At 54.6% G+C, this 19,328-nt stretch carries 21 protein-coding genes; 11 read left to right on the top strand and 10 right to left on the bottom strand.

Annotation, left to right across the window (positions count from 1 at the left end):
• Positions 1 to 23: 23 nt before the first annotated feature.
• Complete coding sequence (locus OLTU_RS08315; RefSeq protein WP_141732292.1) at positions 24 to 1,127, top strand: phosphatase domain-containing protein; 1,104 nt, start codon at positions 24 to 26, stop codon at positions 1,125 to 1,127.
• 94 nt (positions 1,128 to 1,221) lie between these two features.
• Here OLTU_RS08315 and OLTU_RS08310 read toward each other — a convergent pair whose 3' ends face one another.
• Together OLTU_RS08310 and nadB are read right to left on the bottom strand one after the other, a co-directional pair.
• Positions 1,222 to 1,689, bottom strand: a complete 468-nt coding sequence (locus OLTU_RS08310; RefSeq protein WP_245676816.1) for an FKBP-type peptidyl-prolyl cis-trans isomerase — start codon at positions 1,687 to 1,689, stop codon at positions 1,222 to 1,224.
• Positions 1,690 to 1,770: 81 nt separating this feature from the next.
• Positions 1,771 to 3,372, bottom strand: a complete 1,602-nt coding sequence (gene nadB, locus OLTU_RS08305) for an L-aspartate oxidase (protein ID WP_141732291.1) — start codon at positions 3,370 to 3,372, stop codon at positions 1,771 to 1,773.
• Positions 3,373 to 3,538: 166 nt separating this feature from the next.
• Here nadB and pgsA point away from each other — a divergent pair, with 166 nt between their 5' ends.
• From pgsA to OLTU_RS08285, 4 genes are all read left to right on the top strand, one after another.
• The gene (gene pgsA / locus OLTU_RS08300; RefSeq protein ID WP_141732290.1) at positions 3,539 to 4,108 is read left to right on the top strand and encodes a CDP-diacylglycerol--glycerol-3-phosphate 3-phosphatidyltransferase; all 570 of its coding nucleotides are present in this window, start codon (positions 3,539 to 3,541) and stop codon (positions 4,106 to 4,108) included.
• A gap of 125 nt (positions 4,109 to 4,233) precedes the next feature.
• On the top strand, positions 4,234 to 5,106 hold the full coding sequence (locus OLTU_RS08295; protein ID WP_141732289.1) for a hypothetical protein: 873 nt from the start codon (positions 4,234 to 4,236) through the stop codon (positions 5,104 to 5,106).
• 95 nt (positions 5,107 to 5,201) lie between these two features.
• Positions 5,202 to 5,753 (top strand): hypothetical protein, encoded by a 552-nt coding sequence (locus OLTU_RS08290; protein ID WP_141732288.1) that lies wholly within the window; start codon positions 5,202 to 5,204, stop codon positions 5,751 to 5,753.
• A 67-nt stretch (positions 5,754 to 5,820) separates the two neighbouring features.
• Complete coding sequence (locus OLTU_RS08285; protein WP_141732287.1) at positions 5,821 to 6,795, top strand: adenosine kinase; 975 nt, start codon at positions 5,821 to 5,823, stop codon at positions 6,793 to 6,795.
• A 6-nt stretch (positions 6,796 to 6,801) separates the two neighbouring features.
• Here the strand turns inward: OLTU_RS08285 and OLTU_RS08280 are convergent, their stop codons facing one another.
• Positions 6,802 to 7,092, bottom strand: a complete 291-nt coding sequence (locus OLTU_RS08280) for a hypothetical protein (protein ID WP_218109920.1) — start codon at positions 7,090 to 7,092, stop codon at positions 6,802 to 6,804.
• 188 nt (positions 7,093 to 7,280) lie between these two features.
• Between OLTU_RS08280 and lepB the strand changes: the two genes are divergently transcribed.
• Positions 7,281 to 8,027, top strand: coding sequence for a signal peptidase I (gene lepB, locus OLTU_RS08275; protein ID WP_141732285.1), 747 nt, complete (start codon positions 7,281 to 7,283; stop codon positions 8,025 to 8,027).
• 114 nt (positions 8,028 to 8,141) lie between these two features.
• Positions 8,142 to 8,450, top strand: coding sequence for a hypothetical protein (locus OLTU_RS08270; RefSeq protein ID WP_141732284.1), 309 nt, complete (start codon positions 8,142 to 8,144; stop codon positions 8,448 to 8,450).
• A gap of 94 nt (positions 8,451 to 8,544) precedes the next feature.
• Here OLTU_RS08270 and OLTU_RS08265 read toward each other — a convergent pair whose 3' ends face one another.
• The gene (locus OLTU_RS08265; RefSeq protein WP_218109919.1) at positions 8,545 to 8,790 is read right to left on the bottom strand and encodes a hypothetical protein; all 246 of its coding nucleotides are present in this window, start codon (positions 8,788 to 8,790) and stop codon (positions 8,545 to 8,547) included.
• A gap of 89 nt (positions 8,791 to 8,879) precedes the next feature.
• Here OLTU_RS08265 and OLTU_RS08260 point away from each other — a divergent pair, with 89 nt between their 5' ends.
• Entirely contained in the window at positions 8,880 to 9,554 is a 675-nt protein-coding gene (locus tag OLTU_RS08260; RefSeq protein WP_141732282.1) for an LbetaH domain-containing protein, read from the top strand.
• Positions 9,555 to 9,652: 98 nt separating this feature from the next.
• Here OLTU_RS08260 and OLTU_RS08255 read toward each other — a convergent pair whose 3' ends face one another.
• Positions 9,653 to 10,771 (bottom strand): hypothetical protein, encoded by a 1,119-nt coding sequence (locus OLTU_RS08255; RefSeq protein ID WP_141732281.1) that lies wholly within the window; start codon positions 10,769 to 10,771, stop codon positions 9,653 to 9,655.
• Between the two features lie 184 nt (positions 10,772 to 10,955).
• On the opposite strand from OLTU_RS08255, the gene OLTU_RS08250 reads away from it, so the two are divergent.
• Together OLTU_RS08250 and OLTU_RS08245 are read left to right on the top strand one after the other, a co-directional pair.
• The gene (locus OLTU_RS08250; protein WP_141732280.1) at positions 10,956 to 12,818 is read left to right on the top strand and encodes an LTA synthase family protein; all 1,863 of its coding nucleotides are present in this window, start codon (positions 10,956 to 10,958) and stop codon (positions 12,816 to 12,818) included.
• 33 nt (positions 12,819 to 12,851) lie between these two features.
• Positions 12,852 to 13,889, top strand: a complete 1,038-nt coding sequence (locus OLTU_RS08245; protein ID WP_141732279.1) for an alpha/beta fold hydrolase — start codon at positions 12,852 to 12,854, stop codon at positions 13,887 to 13,889.
• On the opposite strand, the gene OLTU_RS08240 is transcribed toward OLTU_RS08245, so the two are convergent.
• Complete coding sequence (locus tag OLTU_RS08240; RefSeq protein ID WP_141732278.1) at positions 13,849 to 14,373, bottom strand: TlpA family protein disulfide reductase; 525 nt, start codon at positions 14,371 to 14,373, stop codon at positions 13,849 to 13,851. The genes OLTU_RS08245 and OLTU_RS08240 overlap by 41 nt on opposite strands.
• Before the next feature lie 7 nt (positions 14,374 to 14,380).
• Positions 14,381 to 15,355 (bottom strand): serine/threonine protein kinase, encoded by a 975-nt coding sequence (locus tag OLTU_RS08235; protein WP_141732277.1) that lies wholly within the window; start codon positions 15,353 to 15,355, stop codon positions 14,381 to 14,383.
• A 214-nt stretch (positions 15,356 to 15,569) separates the two neighbouring features.
• Between OLTU_RS08235 and OLTU_RS08230 the strand changes: the two genes are divergently transcribed.
• Positions 15,570 to 16,127: a hypothetical protein gene (locus tag OLTU_RS08230; RefSeq protein WP_141732276.1), complete on the top strand. Its 558-nt coding sequence runs from the start codon at positions 15,570 to 15,572 to the stop codon at positions 16,125 to 16,127.
• Positions 16,128 to 16,133: 6 nt separating this feature from the next.
• Here OLTU_RS08230 and OLTU_RS08225 read toward each other — a convergent pair whose 3' ends face one another.
• Genes OLTU_RS08225 through OLTU_RS08215 form a run of 3 tightly spaced genes read right to left on the bottom strand, consistent with a single transcriptional unit; the run spans position 16,134 to position 19,131 of the window.
• Positions 16,134 to 17,417 carry a glycosyltransferase family 4 protein gene (locus OLTU_RS08225; RefSeq protein WP_141732275.1) on the bottom strand — a complete coding sequence of 428 codons (1,284 nt, stop codon included), beginning with the start codon at positions 17,415 to 17,417 and terminating at the stop codon, positions 16,134 to 16,136.
• A gap of 2 nt (positions 17,418 to 17,419) precedes the next feature.
• On the bottom strand, positions 17,420 to 18,607 hold the full coding sequence (locus tag OLTU_RS08220) for a glycosyltransferase (RefSeq protein ID WP_141732274.1): 1,188 nt from the start codon (positions 18,605 to 18,607) through the stop codon (positions 17,420 to 17,422).
• 17 nt (positions 18,608 to 18,624) lie between these two features.
• Positions 18,625 to 19,131 (bottom strand): hypothetical protein, encoded by a 507-nt coding sequence (locus OLTU_RS08215; protein WP_141732273.1) that lies wholly within the window; start codon positions 19,129 to 19,131, stop codon positions 18,625 to 18,627.
• Positions 19,132 to 19,328 lie beyond the last annotated feature (197 nt).

The following is a 19,328-nucleotide window of genomic DNA, read 5'->3' as shown; positions in this document are numbered from 1 at the left end:
TAATAGGTGCGGAGGAACGAATCATGAATCGATTCTGGCGCGGATCCCGTTCTGAATCCAATCGCAATCGCAGCTACAATGTCAATTCGCTGATCGATACGGAAACCCTGCTGACCGAGCCGGCCGCGGATATCCAGATCATCTGTGACATTGATAAAACCTATATCGAAACCCGTTTTGAAAGCGCGGTCGGCATGATCCGGATCGCCTTTGAGGATGCGGATGCCAAGATCGCTGTGAACGGCGCGCCCCTGGCCCTGCTTGCCGCCCGTTGGGGGGCAGCCTTCGAAGGCGAGGATATTCCGGGTCCACGGCCTTTGCATTTTCTCTCGGCTTCACCTCCTCAGCTGCGGCGGGTGATTCGCGACAAGCTTGCCAAGGATGGTCTCGACTGGACCAGTGATACTTTCAAGAATCAGGCCTATAACCTCAAGATGGGCCGCTTGAAATTATTGAAACAGCATGTCGCCTACAAGACCGCCACCATTTTGAATCATATGGCCAAGGCCCCGCCCAAATCCAAATTCATTCTGATCGGCGACAACGCGGAGCTGGATGCTTTCATTTACTGCGGGGTGCAGATGCTTCTCACCGGGGAGCTGACGCCAGCTGGTTATCGGGAGTATCTGAGCCTCGGCAAGGTCGAACATGAAGTGCTGAATACCCTTGAACCTTTGATCGCCCGGAATTTTTCCGGTGTGCAGGTCATGGGGATCCTGATCCGCAAGGCGCCGGGTTATATCTTCAACGAGGTGCCACCGCTGACGGATATGGTACTGACCTTTGATTCCTATTTTGAAGTGGTCCTGCACCTGCTCGCCTGGAACCTTTGCCCGGCCTCGTCCCTGCCGCGCATCACGCGTCTTCTGCACAACGACTACGGCCTCGCCCGCGAGGAACTGCTCGCCTGTCTCATGCAGGCGGAAACCGTTTTCACGGCCATGGGTCGCGATGTGGAGGCTTTAAAGAAGGCTGAGGATTTTCTGCGCCGCGGACCACCGCTCGGCAGCCTGCCGAATCGTGCCTGGCTGCGTCCCGGGCAGCATCGTGATCGGGTGGATCTTGAGGAAAAAACCATACTGGGCCTTGCCAAGGATTGGGTCAAGGCCATCGAGGAGCGGGAGTGAATCCGCGCTCCTGTCGGCTCGCGGGCTGATACCGGATCGCGGCTTGATGCTATTTCACATCCAAACCTGCGCCTGCCGGCTCGCGGCCTGAGGCTTATTTCACATCCAGAAGTTCAACCTCAAAGATCAACGTGGCGTTGGGTGGAATCACGCCGCCCGCGCCAGCTTCACCATAACCCAGATGGGGAGGAATGGTCAGTTTGCGCTTGCCGCCAACCTTCATACCCTTCACGCCTTCGTCCCAACCCTTGATCACCTGGCCAGCGCCGAGGGAGAAGGTAAAGGGCTCATTGCGGTCCACCGAGCTGTCGAACTTGGTGCCGTCGGTCAGAGTCCCGGTATAATGCACGACCACCTGCTTGCCTGGTTCCGCCAGAGCGCCGTCACCAACTTTGATGTCCTCGATTTTCAACTCCGTGGCCGCAGCAGCGGGCTCAGCCGCGGGGGTTGTGGTTGTCGAGGTTGTGGGTGTGCCTTCCTTGGTTTCATCACCACTGCATTTGCAGCCACCCATCCCGAGCAACACCACGAAGACCGAAGAAACAACATAAGATGTGCGCATAATTTGTCCTCTGCTTAGCCAAAACGTTACAAGATCGTCCATTATGTCCGAAGGGACTGCGAATGCAAGCAGCAATCCATACTACCAGATCAACGTATCAAGGGGTTCCTGGGTATTGTCGATCTCCAGATAATCCAAATTGTAGTGGATGCCCCGCGACTCCTTGCGCTTCATCGCACAGCGAATGGTCAGGAAGGCCACATCCGCCAGGTTGCGAACTTCCAGCAGGGACGTATCGATCTGATGCTCCCAGTAATAGGACTGCAGCTCATTGCGGATCGCATTGATCTTGTCAAAGGCACGCTGCAGGCGCTTCTCCGTCCGGACGATGCCGACATAGTTCCACATGATGCGCCGGATCTCATCCCAGGTATGAGTCAGGACTACCAGTTCATCCGTGGGAATGGTCCCAGCCGAATTCCAATCAGGCACCTTCGTCTCCGGAAGAGGCGGCAGACCAAAGTTTTGAACATGATGCGACACGCGATCCGAAAAAACCAATGCCTCAAGTAGGCTATTCGATGCCAGCCGGTTCGCCCCGTGCAGGCCCGTGCAGGCCACCTCGCCCACGGCATAGAGATTATTGACCGTGGTCCGTCCCCAGGAATCCGTGGCCAGGCCTCCGCAGCTGAAATGCGCGGCTGGCACCACCGGGATCATTTCCTTGGTCATATCGATGCCCTGCTCCAGGCAGACTTTATGAATATTGGGAAAGTGCGAGCGAATCTTTTCCGCGCCGAGCGAACGGGCATCGAGATAAACAAAGGGCAGCCCGCTCTTTTTAATTTCGCGGTCCACAGCACGAGCGACAACATCACGGGGAGCCAGGGATTCAAGCGGCGAATACTTATGCATAAAGGGCTGACCCTGCGCATCCTTCAGCACCGCACCCTCACCACGCACCGCTTCGGAAATCAAAAAGTTCTTGGCCTTCTGACTATACAAACAGGTGGGATGGAATTGCATGAATTCCAAATTCGCCACCTTGCAGCCGGCGCGCCAGCCCATGGACAGGCCATCACCGGTCGCGACATCCGGATTGGACGTATAGAGATAGACCTTGCCGTGACCCCCCGTACAAAGGAAGGTGGCCTGGGCCCGGAACTGAATAATCTGATTATGTTTGTTATCGAAGACATAAGCGCCGAGACAACTGTTGCTACCAAATTGTGGGCGGTACTTGTCGGTGGTCAAGAGATCAACGGCAAACATGCCGTCAAAGACCTGAATATTCGGATTGTGAGTCACGGCTTCAATCAGAGCCCGCAACACCTCCTGTCCCGTCAGGTCATGGGCATGGATGATACGTCGCGCTGAATGTCCGCCCTCCCGGGTCAGATGATAGGGCTGGTCCAGGGTCCCATCCTTGGCTCGGGTAAAATCCACGCCGAGCTCGATCAATTCGTTGATCAGAGCCGGTCCCTTTTCCACGACCATGCGTACAATATCGCGGTGACATAGACCCGCGCCCGCTTCCAGGGTATCCTCAATATGCTGCTCAAAGGAGTCCTCCGGCCCCATGACCGATGCGATTCCGCCCTGCGCATAGCGCGTATTGTTATCGAGCAGGCTGCCCTTGGCAATGACCGTAACCTTGCTGAATTGACCTAGTTTATGGGCCAGCATCAAACCAGCAATGCCCGAGCCGATGATGAGATGTTCCGTTTCTATCGTGAGCGCCATGACAGCACCTTTCATGGAAAGCCCGCAAATTCCGTGGTCTTCACGCGGCAACTTCAGCTATATTGGGATCCGTATGCCGCAGCGACAGCAAAAGCTTTGCGCAACCAAGGCCGGGCCCCCGTATGCGGTTGCTACATCAATATCATGAGCAGTGCGAAGGCGAAAGATGGATAACGACAAGCAAGATCTAAAGATGTGGATGCGTAACCTGCCGAACAAGCTCACGCTGTTTCGCATTGTCGTTATCCCGTTGATTGCTTTCCTCTACATTTGGGATATCCGCCCGCTCAATTACCTGGCCGCCGGGCTGTTTGCGGTCGGCGCCATCACCGATTTTCTGGACGGCTATATCGCGCGGAAGACGAACAACATCACGCGCATTGGCGAAGTCCTGGACCCCATTTCCGACAAACTCCTGGTAATGGCGGCGTTGGTGATCTTAACGGAAGCGCAAATTGTCAGCGGCTGGATAACGATTCTGGTCCTCTGCCGGGAGATCGCCATCAGTGGCCTGCGTCTGGCTGCGAGCGAACAGGGCTTCAGCATCAAGGTTTCGAGTTATGGCAAAATCAAAACCGCCTTTCAGGATGTGGCCATTACACTGCTGCTTCTGCGACTGGGTGAGTATCACGTCGCCGGAATGATCCTGCTTTGGGTCTCCATCGCTTTCTCCTACTTCTCGGGCTGGGCCTACTGGAACAAATTTTGGGAACATAGTCGCCACGACTTCCAATAATTTCAATATGTTATACGCAAGCCCTCCAAAACTTTCAGGGAAATCGCCGTTGAAACTTAACTTCCTTCCTAGACCGCCGATATCAGAAGAGTTAAGAGGAGTGTCCCAACAAGTCTTGGCGGTATATGTCGGACGAAAAACCAAAAAAGAAGCGCTTTGAAGGGCTGATTCAATTCAAGGAAGCCCTTCGCCAAACCATCGTTTGCCTGCAGGCGTCGATGGAAGATCGCTTCGCCAGTTCCCTGCAATCGGAACTGGTCCGCCGCCTGGATGAGAACACCGAGCAGATGCATCATCTGCTCTTCGCCACCTCGGGCACCGTGGGCAAGGTGGATGAAACTCAGCAGATGACCGATCAGCATCTTCTCGCTCGTATTTATCAGCAGCAGAGCGAAGATCTGAAAGCGGAACTGATCTGCACGCAGCCAGATCCAGCCCATATCACTGTATGGCTTGATCCTGCTGATCCTTTGGTGACCAGCTATTTCTTCCGCTTGATTTCAATGGCCTGCAACGGTACGGAAGCCTTTGATCTGAAGGATTGTCTTGCCTGGGGCAGCGTGCTGCGTTCCCAGGCGATCCAGGATCGCGCGGCAGCCGAAGCCTTTGTGAAGAATTGCAGCACCCAGTATGGATTCAGCTGGGATCGCACCGGCATCATGCTCAGTTTTGTGCAGGCTTTGTCCGAACTTTTGCAAAGCTGCGACAGTATTCATCTCGTTGCCGATGGTTCCTATGTCGGCCTTTTGATCGAAGGCCGAACCAAAGCGAGCCTGCCGCAGGACCTCCAGACGACCATGGAGAAACTTGCGAAGTGTGACGCCCATACCCTGGCCATCAACTGCGCATCCGATCCGAACGCCAGTACGCAATTCGCAATGCTCATGCCTATTCGGCTTCAGAGCAAAGCCGTCTGTGCTTCGCTTCTGAAAGGCTTTGTGGTACTGAACAATGTGCGCCGCAAGTCGAAGACCCAGAAAAACAAGCTCGCCGGCTAGAGCCACAAGCAGCTCGTAAGCTTGCTCGTGACAGAGTTCCAAAACCCGATTATAATTCAACCATATCCAAACATGGTTAAATGAATGGGGCAGTCATGGCATTACCTCAGATCGATGCGGCCACCTGCGCAGTCCTCGTCACCCTCAGCCTGTGGATGTGGACGCGACTGAAGCTGCCTGATGGCTGCCATCATCAGGAAGCCATCCTGCGTCGGCAAAATATTTACGCCTACTGGGCCTTTGGACTGCTGGTGGGTCTGGAAGTTCTCGCCGAAGCTCTGCCCTCACGCGCCTGGCAATTGGCCGTAGGACCGTTGAGTGGTCTGATTTTCTATTTCTTTGCGGTGGCGTCCTATCAGAGCGAAACCGGATTCTGGTCCAAGCGCCGCAACCAGGCCCTGGGTCTGACGATGGCCCTTGCCTTCAGCGTCGGCACCGGTTTTATGCTGGCAGAAACGGCTTTTGTTCCCGTATTTGCCGCCCTTGCGATTAGCCACCTCTGTCACAAGAAATATGTACAAACCGTCTTTGCCAGTATCAAGGACATCGAAACTCTGCAGGCCAAACTGCTGAAGCAGGAGGCTGCATACGCCAACTTGCGTCATTTTGAATCCCTCTCCGTACGGCAAACCTCACAGCAAGCCTGATCCTCATTGAACATTCCCCGTCCCTGGTCCATATTAGGCTCTTCCATAAAGTCATAGGAGTACTTGCGTGAAGAGCCTCGACGTCGTTTCCATTTGCAATGCCCTTGTCGATATTCTCGTACAAGCGGATGACCGCGATATTGAAAATCTTTCCCTCAACAAAGGCATCATGCATCTTGTCGATGACGCGAAGCAGTTGAAAGTGATCGAGCATTTCGCGGAGAAACAGCAGACGGTGGAACTCGGTGGTTCCTCCATGAATGCGATCCGCACCCTCGCTGCGCTCGGAGCAAAAACCAGCTTTGCGGGCTCGGTTGGACGGGACGCCTATGGTGAGCTGATCGACAAGCGCCTCGGTGAAATCGGTATCCGTGGAAAACTGCAGCATGTGGAAGCGCATACCGGGATCTGCTTTATCCTGGTCACGCCTGACGGCGAACGCACGATGAACACCAACCTTGGGGCCAGCTGCCTGTTCGATGAAACCATCGTGCCCGAGCAGGACATTGCCCAGGCGAAAATTTTCCATTTTGCCGGTTATCAGTGGGCCAATCCCAGCCAGATCAAAGCCATTCGCCGTGCGCTCGATATCGCCAAAGCGAATGACACCATGATCTCCTTCGATCTCGCGGATCCCTTCGTCGTACGGGCCAACCGTGATGCGTTCCTTGAGGTTATCAAAGAATATGCAGATATCGTCTTTAGCAACCGTGAAGAGACCCGTCTGCTCTTCGATTCCACTCCGGAAACAGCCGCCAACTTCATCACCGATGCGGGCGCCATTGCCGCCATTAAACTCGGTGCCGACGGCGCTCTGATCGGACACGGTGATCAGCGCATCGCGATCAAGCCCGTCCCGACCCAGGTGATCGACACCACGGCCGCCGGTGATATGTTTGCCGCCGGTTTCCTCTACGGTATGGTTCAGGGCAAGCCGCTGGATGTTTGCGGTCGCATGGCAGCGGAAATGGCCAGCGATGTGATCAGCCGGCTCGGAGCCACGGTTTCGAGCCATGCTTTGCAGTCGGTGAGAAAACTCTGAAACCGCTTACCAGGGTGTGGGTTTGGTTTTGGGCGGGATGAAGCGCACCAGCTTGGGATCGTCCGGATAAAAATCCGCACCGCGGACCAGCTTCCAGTAGAAGGCCTCGGCCTCCTTCTTTTTGGAAAAAATCACGTAGGACTCGCGAAATTCTTTCAGTTCGGGAACGGTGTAATTGACCGTCACCCGATACTGGCCATTTTGCAGAAACTCAAAAGCGACTTTATTCGCCGTATAAGCTTCGGCACTTGCGCTCCACAGTCCCAGAATCATTGTCAGATACAGGGCCTTCATCACGGTCCTCCCGACTCACATGGGACTTCTATCGGTCGGCGGCCGCCCCTTCTGAAATCCGGAGGTAGGCAGAAACTCTCAGGATTCTTTCATGACAAGTGAGGCATCCTGGGGTAAAAGTGATATCCAGGCTTGTCCAAGCCCAACACGTGATTATCAGCAAAGACCTTTTATGAGGAATCAGGAATTTTATGGCGGAAAATGTAAAGCCTCAGACCAAACCCGGGTTTTGGAGCCCGGAGAATTTGCGCCAACTGCTCATCCTAGTCCTGGCTATTTTTGCATTCCGGTGGTCTGTCGCTTCGCCTTACCACGTCCCAACGGCATCCATGGAGCCCACCATCAAGGTCGGTGATCGCCTGCTGGCTTTCAAGCTATCCTATGATCTGAAAGTTCCCTTCACGGATATCTCGCTGATCACCTGGGGCACACCCCAGCGCGGCGACATCATCGTATTCAAATACCCCCAGAACACGGATATCGATTATGTAAAACGTGTTGTGGGTCTTCCTGGCGATCATATCAAGGTGGAAAACAACATCCTTTATATCAATGGTGAGGCGCAGGAACGGGTCAATGCCAACAACGATCGCGGCATCCTGGAAGACATCACCAACAATCCCGACCAGAAGGACCTTTTCAAGGAAAATCTGGGCGGCCTGGAACACTGGGTGATGCAGGACAGGACGACCAGTCCCTTCTATGATATCAGCCGCAAGTTTCCAGCCGACGGCGAGGACAAAGTGGTTCCGGAAAATGCCCTGTTTGTAATGGGTGATAACCGTGATAACTCCACCGACTCCCGCAGCTGGGGTTTCGTGCCCTACACCTATGTCCGGGGCAAGGCTCTGTTTGTACTCTGGAGTTGGTACAACGAGGATTCAGACAGTTTCTGGCCCACGATCCGGTTCAATCGGTTCGGCCATTGGCTCCGCTAAGATATTGAATTCAAGGCGCTTTCCGCCAGACTGCAGGAAGGCCTCAACCTTGCGCGTTTTTTGCCGAAAGATGTGCAGGGAAGGCAGAGATTGGCAGCAATCGGAGGGCAAATCATGCAGCACCACAGTGAAGCGAATTTTGACGTCATGTTTGCCAAAGAATACTGGACTGGGGATTCCCGCGATGGCCGCCTGGTGAATGGTGATGGTTATCACTACTACCAGCTGACCAAGGACGGGAAAATTTTGGAAGCTTTTGAGTATTATGAACGCGAGGATGGTACGAGCGTGGTTTCGCCCCTGCCTGAAATGCGTAACGTGCACTGGATTGAAGATCTGGGCTTTGATGATCTCGAGGTTCTCGACGTCATCCCCGAATCGGAATTTCAACAGGTGAAGGAATCCACCTTCAAACACAGCTGAACCATCGAGTCCGAAAAATATTTCACTTAAACGATCAAGGGCCTGCTTTTCGCAGGCCCTTTGGCTTTTTGCTGCCCTTCAGAGCAGTTCAATATCAATCGTCGTCACCCTCTTCGGCGGCGCCGCTCGATTCCATTTCACGACGTTCCAGAACATGACGGTACCAGGACAGAGTCTGGTCAATCAGCCACTGATTGGCGGCATAGCTTTGCGGTGGAACGATTTCATCGCAGTAATCGCGCAGGTCGACCAGCGTCCCCTGAGGATTCACCCGAATCCAGTCCTTAACCGCCTTTTTGAAATGATTCACGTCAAACATAAAGTCTTGACCTTTCTCCATCCCAGCTGGATGCTGTTACCCTAAGGCTCGCTTCGGCACGTAGGCAGTTTTCTTGAGGCAATAATTTCCCTCTCATGCAGGAGCCCATCATGGCGGAATCGATAAATCCCAGACTTCTTTTCGATCTCGATAAAATTTATCGAGGCTCCCAATTTGCAGTCAGCGATGTTTTTCAACTGCTTGGAAAACCGCTCACCGCGCTGATTGAAGCCATGCTGCGTGATCACGAGGTGACCGATCGTCCGGTGGTCAAAGGACGCGTATCGCCACAGGCTGTGCTCGAAGGAGCGGTCTATGTCGCCGAGGGTGCGGAAGTGGGCCCCTTTACTTACATCCAGGGTCCCACCTTTATCGCTCCTGGTGCTGAAGTGCGACACGGCGCGTTCATTCGCGGCAGCGCTTACATTGGCCCCAAAGCGGTCGTGGGGCATACCACCGAAGTCAAAGGCTCCATTTTCTTCGATCACGCCAAAGCCGGACACTTTGCCTACATCGGGGATTCCATCCTGGGATACGACATCAACCTCGGCGCCGGCACAAAGCTAGCCAATTTAAAATTGAAAGGCGATGAGGTCAAGGTTCAGCATCCCACAGAACAGGGCCGGGTCAAATCAGGGCTCCGTAAACTCGGTTCGCTGATCGGTGACCGCGCCCAAACGGGCTGTAACGCTGTTCTGTCTCCCGGAACCATCCTTATGCCGGACACGGCGGTTCTGCCCTGTGTTCACTATCACGGCACCCTTCTCACAGGCCTGGCGCGATAGCGCCTCAGGCTTCAGCATACTCTTCAGGTAGGAACACTCAAGTCCATCGTGCTCAAGACAGATCGCGGGCACCATGCGGGCCCGCCTGGGCGAGGGTTTCAGAAGACCAGCTTGCGCAATTCGTCGAGGCGCGCTTTCTCCTCCGGCGGCAGATGGATCCCCGAGCTGCCGGTGTATCCCAGGGTTACCGACTCCTCATACAGCTCATAGGCGCGTCTGGCGAAGGGTGCCTTGGGCGCAAGACGGATCGATTCCTCCAGGTACATCCCCGATTCTCCCGACAGAAGAGATTCCCCGATGCTGAGCTCGCAGATGCCGAGCTGATAGTAGGTTTCCGCTTTGTCGGCGGCGCTGAGGTTCACCTTCTTCAAATGATCCTTCAGATACTTCGAAGCAAAGATATAATTCACAAGGCCCTGGCGATCACGATTCACATCCTTGATCAGACTGCGAGCGAATTGCAGGTCGCTCTGTTTTTTCGGACGCGCTTTCACCTGCTTCAGCGTCTTTTGCCAGGCTTCCAGGTCATGCTTCACCGGCCCTGGCAGAGGCCGCTTGAGCAGTTCCGCAAAGGTCGCCAAAGGCCGCGTGGCATCACCCTTGACGCGCACAGCCAGCACCAGGTAATCAGCCAAAGGATCGAAATGCAGGAGTTCTTCCAGACTGAGTTCACGGCCTTTCAGTATGCGCTCATACTCATCCAGAGCGCGATCGAATTGCCGGCTTAACGCCAGGAACCTGGCCTTGCCGAAAGTCCCCATGGCCTCCATATTCAAATTACCGGTCAGATCCATGGTAAAGGCTGAGTCGGCGCTGCTGCTGCGGCTGGTGTGACAGCTCAGGCAGGTGTCGTAAACTTCTTCAAGGAAGAAATGCGCCTGATCATGCATGCCGTCCTTATATTTCAAGGCGGCCTGACGCGCATTCCGCTCAAGTTGCAGACTGAGATACGCATGGCCTTTTTCATCCTTGGCGGCAAGCGTATTGATCTCTTTCGCGTGCTGCGCAATCAGATTAAGATTATCCTGAATCGCCTTGCTGTTGTCCTTGCTTGTGAAATTCTTCGTATTCAGGGTCAGAGGGAATATGGTCACGAGCGAGGAATAAACCGCACGCATATGGGGTTTAAAATCCTCGTAATCCTTTTCACCCGATTTGATGCGGAAACCGCAGAGAAGCAAAGCACTGACACCAAGAATGGCAAGACCTGACCGCATAATTGACTCCATGAATCTTAATCCTTCGAGCATACCGAAACGCCAGGGGAGCTGCAAGGAACGCTTTCAAGTGCGTGCCTGAGTGCGAAATCACGCAGCTTTTGGCCGTTGACTTGAAGAGCGCCAGGGATTGCGCTAGCATTCTTCCCCAGTCGCGCGAACGCGTCGCATTTGGGGGAACTCTTTGCAAACTTTACGCCGTCTCTGCATTCAGACTTTGGTTCTGCTCGCCCTTTATGAATCGATCCGCTTCCTCTTTTGGATGGTGAACTCCAGCCAGTTTCGCGAGATGGATGGGAGCATGCTGGCCCTGGCCTTCGTGCAAGGAGCCCGCTTCGACCTTGCCGCCATCGTGCTGACCAACGCGGTCCTCTTTCTCCTTTATCTTGTGCCACTCCCGCAGAAATGGGCGCGTGGGCAGGAAAAAATTGTGGCCTGGGGCTTTGGTCTGATCAACGGCTGGTTTTTGGCCGTGAATATCGTCGACGTGGAATACTATCGTTTCACCGGCAAACGCTTTACGCGGGATTCCTTTGCCATCGGCCAGGACCTCCTGGCTCAGGCCGGTCAGGTCGCTGTTTATTATTGGTATTACACGCTGCTCATGCTGGCCATCACCGCGGGTCTGACTTGGTTTTCCTTGAAAAATTTGCGGCGCAGCGGCCGGGATTCCAAAATTTCCCTGGCTGTGGGAACCCTGCTGCTTTTGGCTCTATCCGCTCTCGGGGGACGCGGCGGCTGGCAGCATAAGCCGATCATTCCCGCTCAAGCCTATGCCGGGGAAACGGGTTCACTCGGTATTCTGATTCTGAACAGTTCCTTTACTCTGCTGAAATCATCGGATGAAGCGATCATTGCTCCTTTGAACTTCATGCCGGATGCCGTGGCCCGCGACCTTGTCGCCACGCACAATCAGGGGCCGGTGACGCCCCTGCCCCAGCAGCCGAAAAATGTCGTCCTGGTGATCCTGGAAAGTTTCGCCAAGGAATATGTTTTCCCACCCGAGGGTCATCCCAGCTATGCACCTTTTCTGAAGAGCCTGGCGGCCAAAGGCACTTCCTTCCCGAATGCCTATGCCAACGGTCGGCGGTCGATCGATGCGCTGCCGGCGATCCTTGCCGGGATTCCGGCCTGGATGGAGTCGGCGTTTATCACCTCACCCTATCAAACCAACCGCGTGCAGGGTTATCCGGCCATCCTGCGCAACCAGGGGATGCGCACTCAGTTTTTCCATGGCGGAGAAAACGGCACCATGTTTTTCGACGTGATGGCCGATCGCTTCGGATTCGAACAGTATATCGGCGAGCGTGAATATCCGGAGCGCAAGGATCATGACGGCAAGTGGGGGATATTTGATGAACCCTTCCTGCAGTATGCCGTGCAAAGGATGGGTGATGATCAGCGGCCATTCTTTGCCAGTGTGTTCACCCTGAGTTCGCATCATCCCTATACGATCCCGCCGCAGCACAGGGATCGTTTTCCCAAGGGCAAACTCGAAATTCACGAAAGCCTGGGATACACCGACCTTGCTCTGCAAAAGTTTTACGAAAGCGCGCAGAAGCAACCATGGTTCACCGACACGCTGTTCATTTTCACGGCAGATCACACCCAGAAATCCGAGTTTCCCGAGTATGAAACCCCTCACGGCCGCTATCGTGTGCCTCTGATCTTTATCATGAATGATCAGCCTTTGCCGTTGAACAACCTTGAACGCCCGGTGCAGCATATGGATATCCTGCCGACCGTTCTGGATGCTCTGGGAGTCAAGGCCCCCGCTTATAGCCGCTTTGGCAGCAGCCTTCTGCAGGACATCAGCCGGCCAGGCATCGTTCTACGGGATACCCCGCGCTTTGTTCTGGTCGGGGAAGATCGTATTTTGACTTGGAATATTGAAAATGATGAAGTCGTTCGCTACGATGAGCCTGGGGACGTCCTTTTGAAGTCCCCGCAATCGTTCCCTCAAGCGATGGATCAGGATTTGCTTTATCTTAAGGCGCAGGTGCAGTGCTTTCACAATGGGATGGTACAAAACGCACTGGTCTGGTAAAACCAAATCAATATCCACACAAGGGCAGAACCAATGTTGAAATTCTTTGAAGGCAATACCCTCATCCAGAAGGCACGGGCCCTCGATATCGACTGGTCCGATCTGAGTAAACTGAGAAGCAGCTTGCAGGATTCCACCTTCGAAGCCAAAGTCAGGGCCGGGGAATCCCTTTATCATGCGTGCATCAAGGCAGCGCGTCGAGTGATTGGCGCTGAACTGCGTGAGGTGGAACTGAGCGACGGTATCGTTCACTACTGGACCACGAACAAACCCAATCGTGAAACCATCCTCTTCCTGCACGGCTTCGCGGATAGCAAGGACAGCGTCTACTCGCTCGCCATGCACCTGTTCAACGACTTTAATGTCATGGCCATCGATCTGCCAGGTTTTGGTCAAAGCTTTGCCAATCCTGAGCTGGCCTATGATACTCATTCCTATGGGCGTTGGCTTGATGAGTTCGTCACCAAAACCGGCATGGGTCCGGTGCATGTGATGGGCAATTCGCTCGGCGGTGCCATGGCCCTCAAACTCGCTCTGGTCCGTCCCGATGTGGTGAAGTCCGTCACCCTGCTGAACGCAGCGGGCCTGATCGATCCAGACCATGAGTCGCTCTATGATGAGATCATGCGCGGCAGGAATATTTTCCAGGTCAAAACCCTCGAGGAGTTTGAGGCATTCTGGGCCAAGGTTTTCCATCGGCAGCCGCTTTTGCCTCCCTTTGGCAAGGAATTTATCTTCCATCGCTTCCGCCAGAATCACGACTGGTATGGCGAGCTTGTGCAAAGAAACTTCGGCGGTTTCACCGACCGCACGGATCCGAATCTTTCCGACCTCTTTATGAACAAGAATCTGGATCGGATCGACAAACCGGCTCTTATCATCTGGGGCGAGCGCGACCAGCTCTTCCCCGTGGCTTATGGAGCCAAGGGTCACACGCTGATGAAGGGTTCGCGTTTTGTGGTGCTGAAGGATGTCGGGCATGCTCCGCAGATGGAAGCGCCCCGTGTGGTGGCGCGTCACGTGAAGCGCTTTATTCGCGAGCTGCCACAAGCCGAGCCCAGTAACTCTTAAACCAAAGGCCGGCGGTGGTGGTATAGCCACTCCAGGCCTTGACGATGCGCCCTTGCGTATCGATGATCAGATAGGAGGGATAGGCCCCGATACGAAGCGCCTCTTCCTCCCGCTCCTTCCCCATCAGGACCGGAACCTGAAGACCGGTCTCCCGAACAAAGTCATCCACCGCAGCGATCTGATCCCAGCTTAAAGCCAGGGCCGTCTTATGAAAATCCTGCGGCAGACGATCGATATTGCTGCCACTGGCCCGACATACGCCGCACCAGGGTGCAAACACATAGACCACCGTCAATTTCTCAGGATTCCAAAGACTCCGTGTGGTGCCCTTCAGGGTGGGCAATGACACATGGCGCAGAGGCTCAGGGAGTTCCCCTTTTGTCATGTTCCGCGACTGCCAGTATTCGACGGCGTAAACGAGAGCGAGAAAGATCACTCCATTCTTCAGCCCGCTTTTCAAGGTCTTCCGGTTCAGTTTCAGCATCGTGCGCTCAACTTCCTTTGGCCAGGAGCTGGATATCCTCGATCGAATAAGGCTTGTAACCCTGATAGATATCCTGATCCCGATGTTTTTGCGATTCCGTAGTCTGGAATTGACCGTCCTTCAGAAATTGACGAACGGCACCATAAGGATCCTGAATACCAAATTTCAGGAGAAGATGCTTGAGAGTGCTGGAGGCTTTTTCAATACTGTTCAATCGACGGGTCAAAAGCGGTTCCAGGGTCTGCCTCAGTATCTGATTGATACCCAGGCGCAGATGCTCATCCGTGCATTTGACAATACCGCCTCGCAGGTTGCGCATGGCCTGGATCACTTCGAGGCGTTTGGTCCTGGCATCGAGTTCGGGGATAATCTTTTGCCCCTCGACCATTTCAAAAATCAAAAGACCCATCACATAAATATCGGACGCGGCCACAACCGCTTCGGCACTCAGATGCTCGGGCGAATAATAGCCTGGTGTGCCAATGATCATGTTCTTATAGGAATCCAGGGCCGAATCCAGCACCAGGCTAAAGTCAGCCAGGAACACCCGGCCGCTGCGTTCAATCATGATATTCGAAGCGGAAAGATCGGCATGAACCAGATCATGCAGATGCAGCCCGTCCAGACCCTGCGCAAACTGCCAGGCTATGCAAAGGCTCACCAGAGGCGGCAGGCGCCCGAAATACCGCAGGATATGTCGCAGCGTCCAGCCATCGATCCATTGCGTGACCATATAGAAGACCGGCGGATTGTAACAGCCATCCAGATAGCGCACGAGATGCGGATGGGACACGCGTTGCTGCATCATGAGTTCACGATGGAAGACACCGGTAAAAGTCGGATCCTGCCGCAGACGATCGTGCAGGACCTTGACCGCGACCAGCTTTTGCTGCCGGGTATCGACGGCCTTGTAGACCCGTCCCAGGGAACCTTCCCCGACCGGTTCCAGCAGCTGATAAGGTCCCAACATTCCTTGCAACATGACGCCTGTTCGCTCCTTTCAGGATCAGGGCTTTATCGGCTGCTCCGGGCTGTGTCCTGAAAATTTTTAACAAAATCTTTTTCGCCATATATTTCAAAACGTTGGACAGGCCCTTTCAGACCCCCTTGGTGCAAGACGAAAAGTAAAAAACAAAAGCTTGTCAAAAAATAATAATTGCTCGGGACGCACCGGGTCACACGAAGGAGTCTTGCCTATGGGTCTTTTCAGTCGCAAAAATCCTTATGAAAAGGATGTTCTGGATCTGGAAGCCTCATTCCAGGCCGTACCGGTCACTCCCCCGCGGCCTGTCGCGCCCCCGCAGGTCATCGCTCCCCAGGCCCCGATGCCCATGCCGCCGGCGGCCGCGCGCCCGGCTCCCAATTATGGAATTGAGGATGCCATCAAGCTGATGCGGGAGCTGCCGGACAACAAGAAGGAAATGGTCATCGCCATCGTGCAGAAGACGCTTATTTCAGCCAAAATCAACGTGGCCACCATACTCGATGATGCCGGCCGCAAGATCGATCGGCTGGAACGCAAAAATGAAAAGCTGGGTCAGGAGATTCGGGAGCTGGAAGAGGCCATCATGCAGCGCAAGTTGGAAATGGATCACAATGCACGTGACATCGTGGAAACGCGTGAAGTTAAAACCAGTTTTGAAAGCACCACCCGCATGCCTATGGAGGAGACCACCATCAGTGCACCGCATCTGAATCTGGAGGACAGCCCCTTCCATCATGCGCCCTATATTCCAAGTCAGAAAGCAGGCTAGAGTTATTCAACGGGAAGGTTGGAGCCGGGGTTTTTCGCCCTGACCAAGAACCCAATATAGGATTTGGCTCGTGAGCCCTGCCTTGCCATCCCAGGTCAGGGCCTCACGCGCAAAAGCCTGACCATTGCGGCTCAACTCCAGCAGCCGTGCGCGATCCTTATCCAGCTCGTCCAGGGTCTTTTGGATAAATTCCACCGCAGCCGTTTCATTGTTCAATGGAATCTTAAAGCCGATTCCTTCATGCACGATATCACCGGGTCCACCGTAATCGGAGACCATGGGCACAGCCCCGGTTGCCAGTGCCTCAAACACCACACCACCGCCGAATTCCCGAATGGAAGGAAACACCAGCACATCCGCTTTGGCGAAATGCTGCAGCGTCACCGGATGACTCAGCATGCCGGTAAAGGTCACGCACGCCGTGAGGCCAAGCTTGCGAACGAGTTCCTCCAAAGCTTCACGCTCGCTGCCATCTCCTACGATCGTCAGATGAGCCCGACCGGACAGCAGGAGCTGCGCTGAACCTTTGATGGCCAGATCACAGGCCTTGAAGGGCACAAGCCGCCCGGCAAAGAGCAATTGGAGAGGGCGACTGGTATCGACCAAGACCCGACGCTGCTGGATCATATTGGGTGTGATTCCATTCTCAGGAAGGAAGAAGACCTTGTCCTGATACGCGGAAAATTCCGAGCAGGTCTGCGAGGAGCCGGCGATGATTGCGCGCGCCTCGCGATAGGTGGAGCGCGCATAGGGCATCAGCCGATACAGCTTTCTGAGATTGGAAATCCATTCCTTTTGCTTTTGAGCCTGCTCATAGCCGGCAGGAAAAGGCAGGCCCCCGTTGATGGGTCCAATCACAAAGGGTACGTTGGCCGACCTGGTCCAGCGGGCCCAGGGACTGGGCAGCACGGGAGCCACCGGCGTCAGGCGCAGAACGCAGTCATAGTTCTGCCGCTGCACAAGGTCCTGCAGCTGACGCCAGGCCAGCCATTCAAAGATGATGTAAAACGGCACGCGAACGGCAGTGAGCGCCTGGCTGCCGAAATCACTATTGAAGATCTTCTCAAACATCCACTCGTAGAATGTATCGATCCAGCCGAGATCGATATAGGTGATTTCCGCGAAGGGTTCCCGCTTCTTTTCATGGGCCGGCTTGTTCCGCACATGGGTCACAAGATGCACCTTGTGCTGACGAGCCAGGGCCTCCGCATGGCGGTAACCCACGAGCGGGACGCTGATCCAATCCGGGTTGTTCTGCTCACTCAGAATCAGAATACGCAGCGGTTTCATATTCAGCCTTTGGCGAGGATCGCCTTGTGAAGTTCGGTTGCAAAGTATTCCGCGGAAAATTGCGTGACGGCGGTCTGGCGTGCGGCCTGGGACAGGGCGATACGAAGGTCACAATCCGCACCGATTTTCAGCATGGCCTGAGCGAGACCGGCCACATCCTTTTGTTCCACAAGGATTCCATTGATGCCAGGCTCGATCATCTCCGGGGTGCCGCCAATGATGGAGGCAATCACGGGGAGCTGACAGGCCATGGCTTCCATAACGGAAACCGGAGCGGCTTCACCAAAGCCAACGCTGGGCAGGACAAAGCAATCGGCCTCGTGCAGATACTGGAGGACTTCATGTTCCCCGGCCGTTCCCAGCATGCGCACATGGGCCTGCAGATTCAGACGCTCCACTTCCTTTTCCAGGTTGGGACGTTCCTCGCCATCACCCACGATGGTGTAGGTGGCATTCAGTCCCTGATCCAGGACCTGTCGGAGAGCGCGGATCGCATAGACATGCCCCTTGCATTCGGCCAGCCGGGCGACGGTAATCATCTGAAGGATGCCCGCCTGTCCCGGACGGGTGGGTCCTGGCTGGAATTTTTCCACATCCACGCCCATGCGGATGACAGGCAGACGCATTTTATCGATACCACAGACTGTGTTCACCTGTTCCTGGAGGGCATAGGTCACGCAGGCCACAAACCTGGCCTTTTCGAATTTGTAACGATGATCACCGCCATAGACCGGCAGATCCCCATGAAGAGTCACACTGTAGGGCAGATCACCGCTCTGATTGGCCAGAGCCAGAAGATGCGCGACGTCCGCGCAGCTGTGCCCATGAATATGTCCAAGTTTTTCCGCCTGGGCCAGGAGCAGAAGGTCCGCGGCGCAGATCATCAGCCCAAAGAGCCGCAAACGGTTCTTCCAGGTCGCGTCTTCAAGGCGGCTGATATAGTGCAGCATACGCAGCGTGAGCAGGGGTCGGCCGACGAGATAAAGCAGGGCTTTGAAAATACGGGGTGGGAAAATATAACGGGTTTCCGCCTGCGCCTTGGGGCCGAAATCATGCCGGCTGAGTCGTCTCGGTCTCCGGGTCGAAAGCAGGAGGAGGTCCACCTCCAGCTTGCGGAGCACGCAGATCTCACGCCAGAAGAAAATATGGGTTTGGCCCGGAAATTCCGGAACGAGATAACCGATGCGCATGGCGGCTCCGCTCGTGATCAGATATCAAAACCGAGTCCGGCCTGAAAGTGACCGTGTTCAGACTTATCGACATTGTAAGCCGCATAGACATGAAAATTCGGTTTTCCGAGCATAAGTCCCAGGCCCGCGAAAGGGCCGCCGAGATCGGCATTGGCATCGGGATCATCCCCGACCGCCGCCGCCGTCCAGGCCCCGATTCCGACCTGGACATAGGGGGTGATCGCGCCGGTGCTGAATCGATACTTCACGTTCAAATCCCCGGCCATGGCCAGGTCCAGGTTTTCGTCTTCCTTGGTCTCGTCGTCTTCACTTACAATTTCATCTTCGTCATCGGCACCCGAATCAACCTGCACCCATCCGATTCCGGCTTCAAAATTCCACTGACTGCCCCAGTACAGGAAATTCACGCCTATATGGGCGTTCATAGGATTATGATAACCAAGATTCAAGGTCCAGTTCGCGTAGCAGGGACTTGCCAAACAAAATCCTGCCGAAGCCATCGCGACAAGCAGCTGTTTCTTCATGCCTTCACCCTTTTCCTTTTTAATTAGGTTAATGCATCCCATGGCCTGCGTCATCAATCTTTCCGTCAAGGCATAATGGTTGCAGCAACTTATCGGAAGGACAGCGAAACTCTCCTTCTTGAAATTATTTCTCAAGATTGTGTGCAAAATGCCGATACAGTGGGCTAGAAACCGTTTCACCCGTAAATGGGTCTTAG

It is taken from the genome of Oligoflexus tunisiensis (assembly GCF_001748245.1).
GTDB classification, from domain to species: Bacteria; Bdellovibrionota_B; Oligoflexia; order Oligoflexales; family Oligoflexaceae; genus Oligoflexus; species Oligoflexus tunisiensis.
The sequence above is the reverse complement of the archived record's forward strand: the minus strand, read 5'-3'. Positions and strand labels throughout refer to the sequence as shown.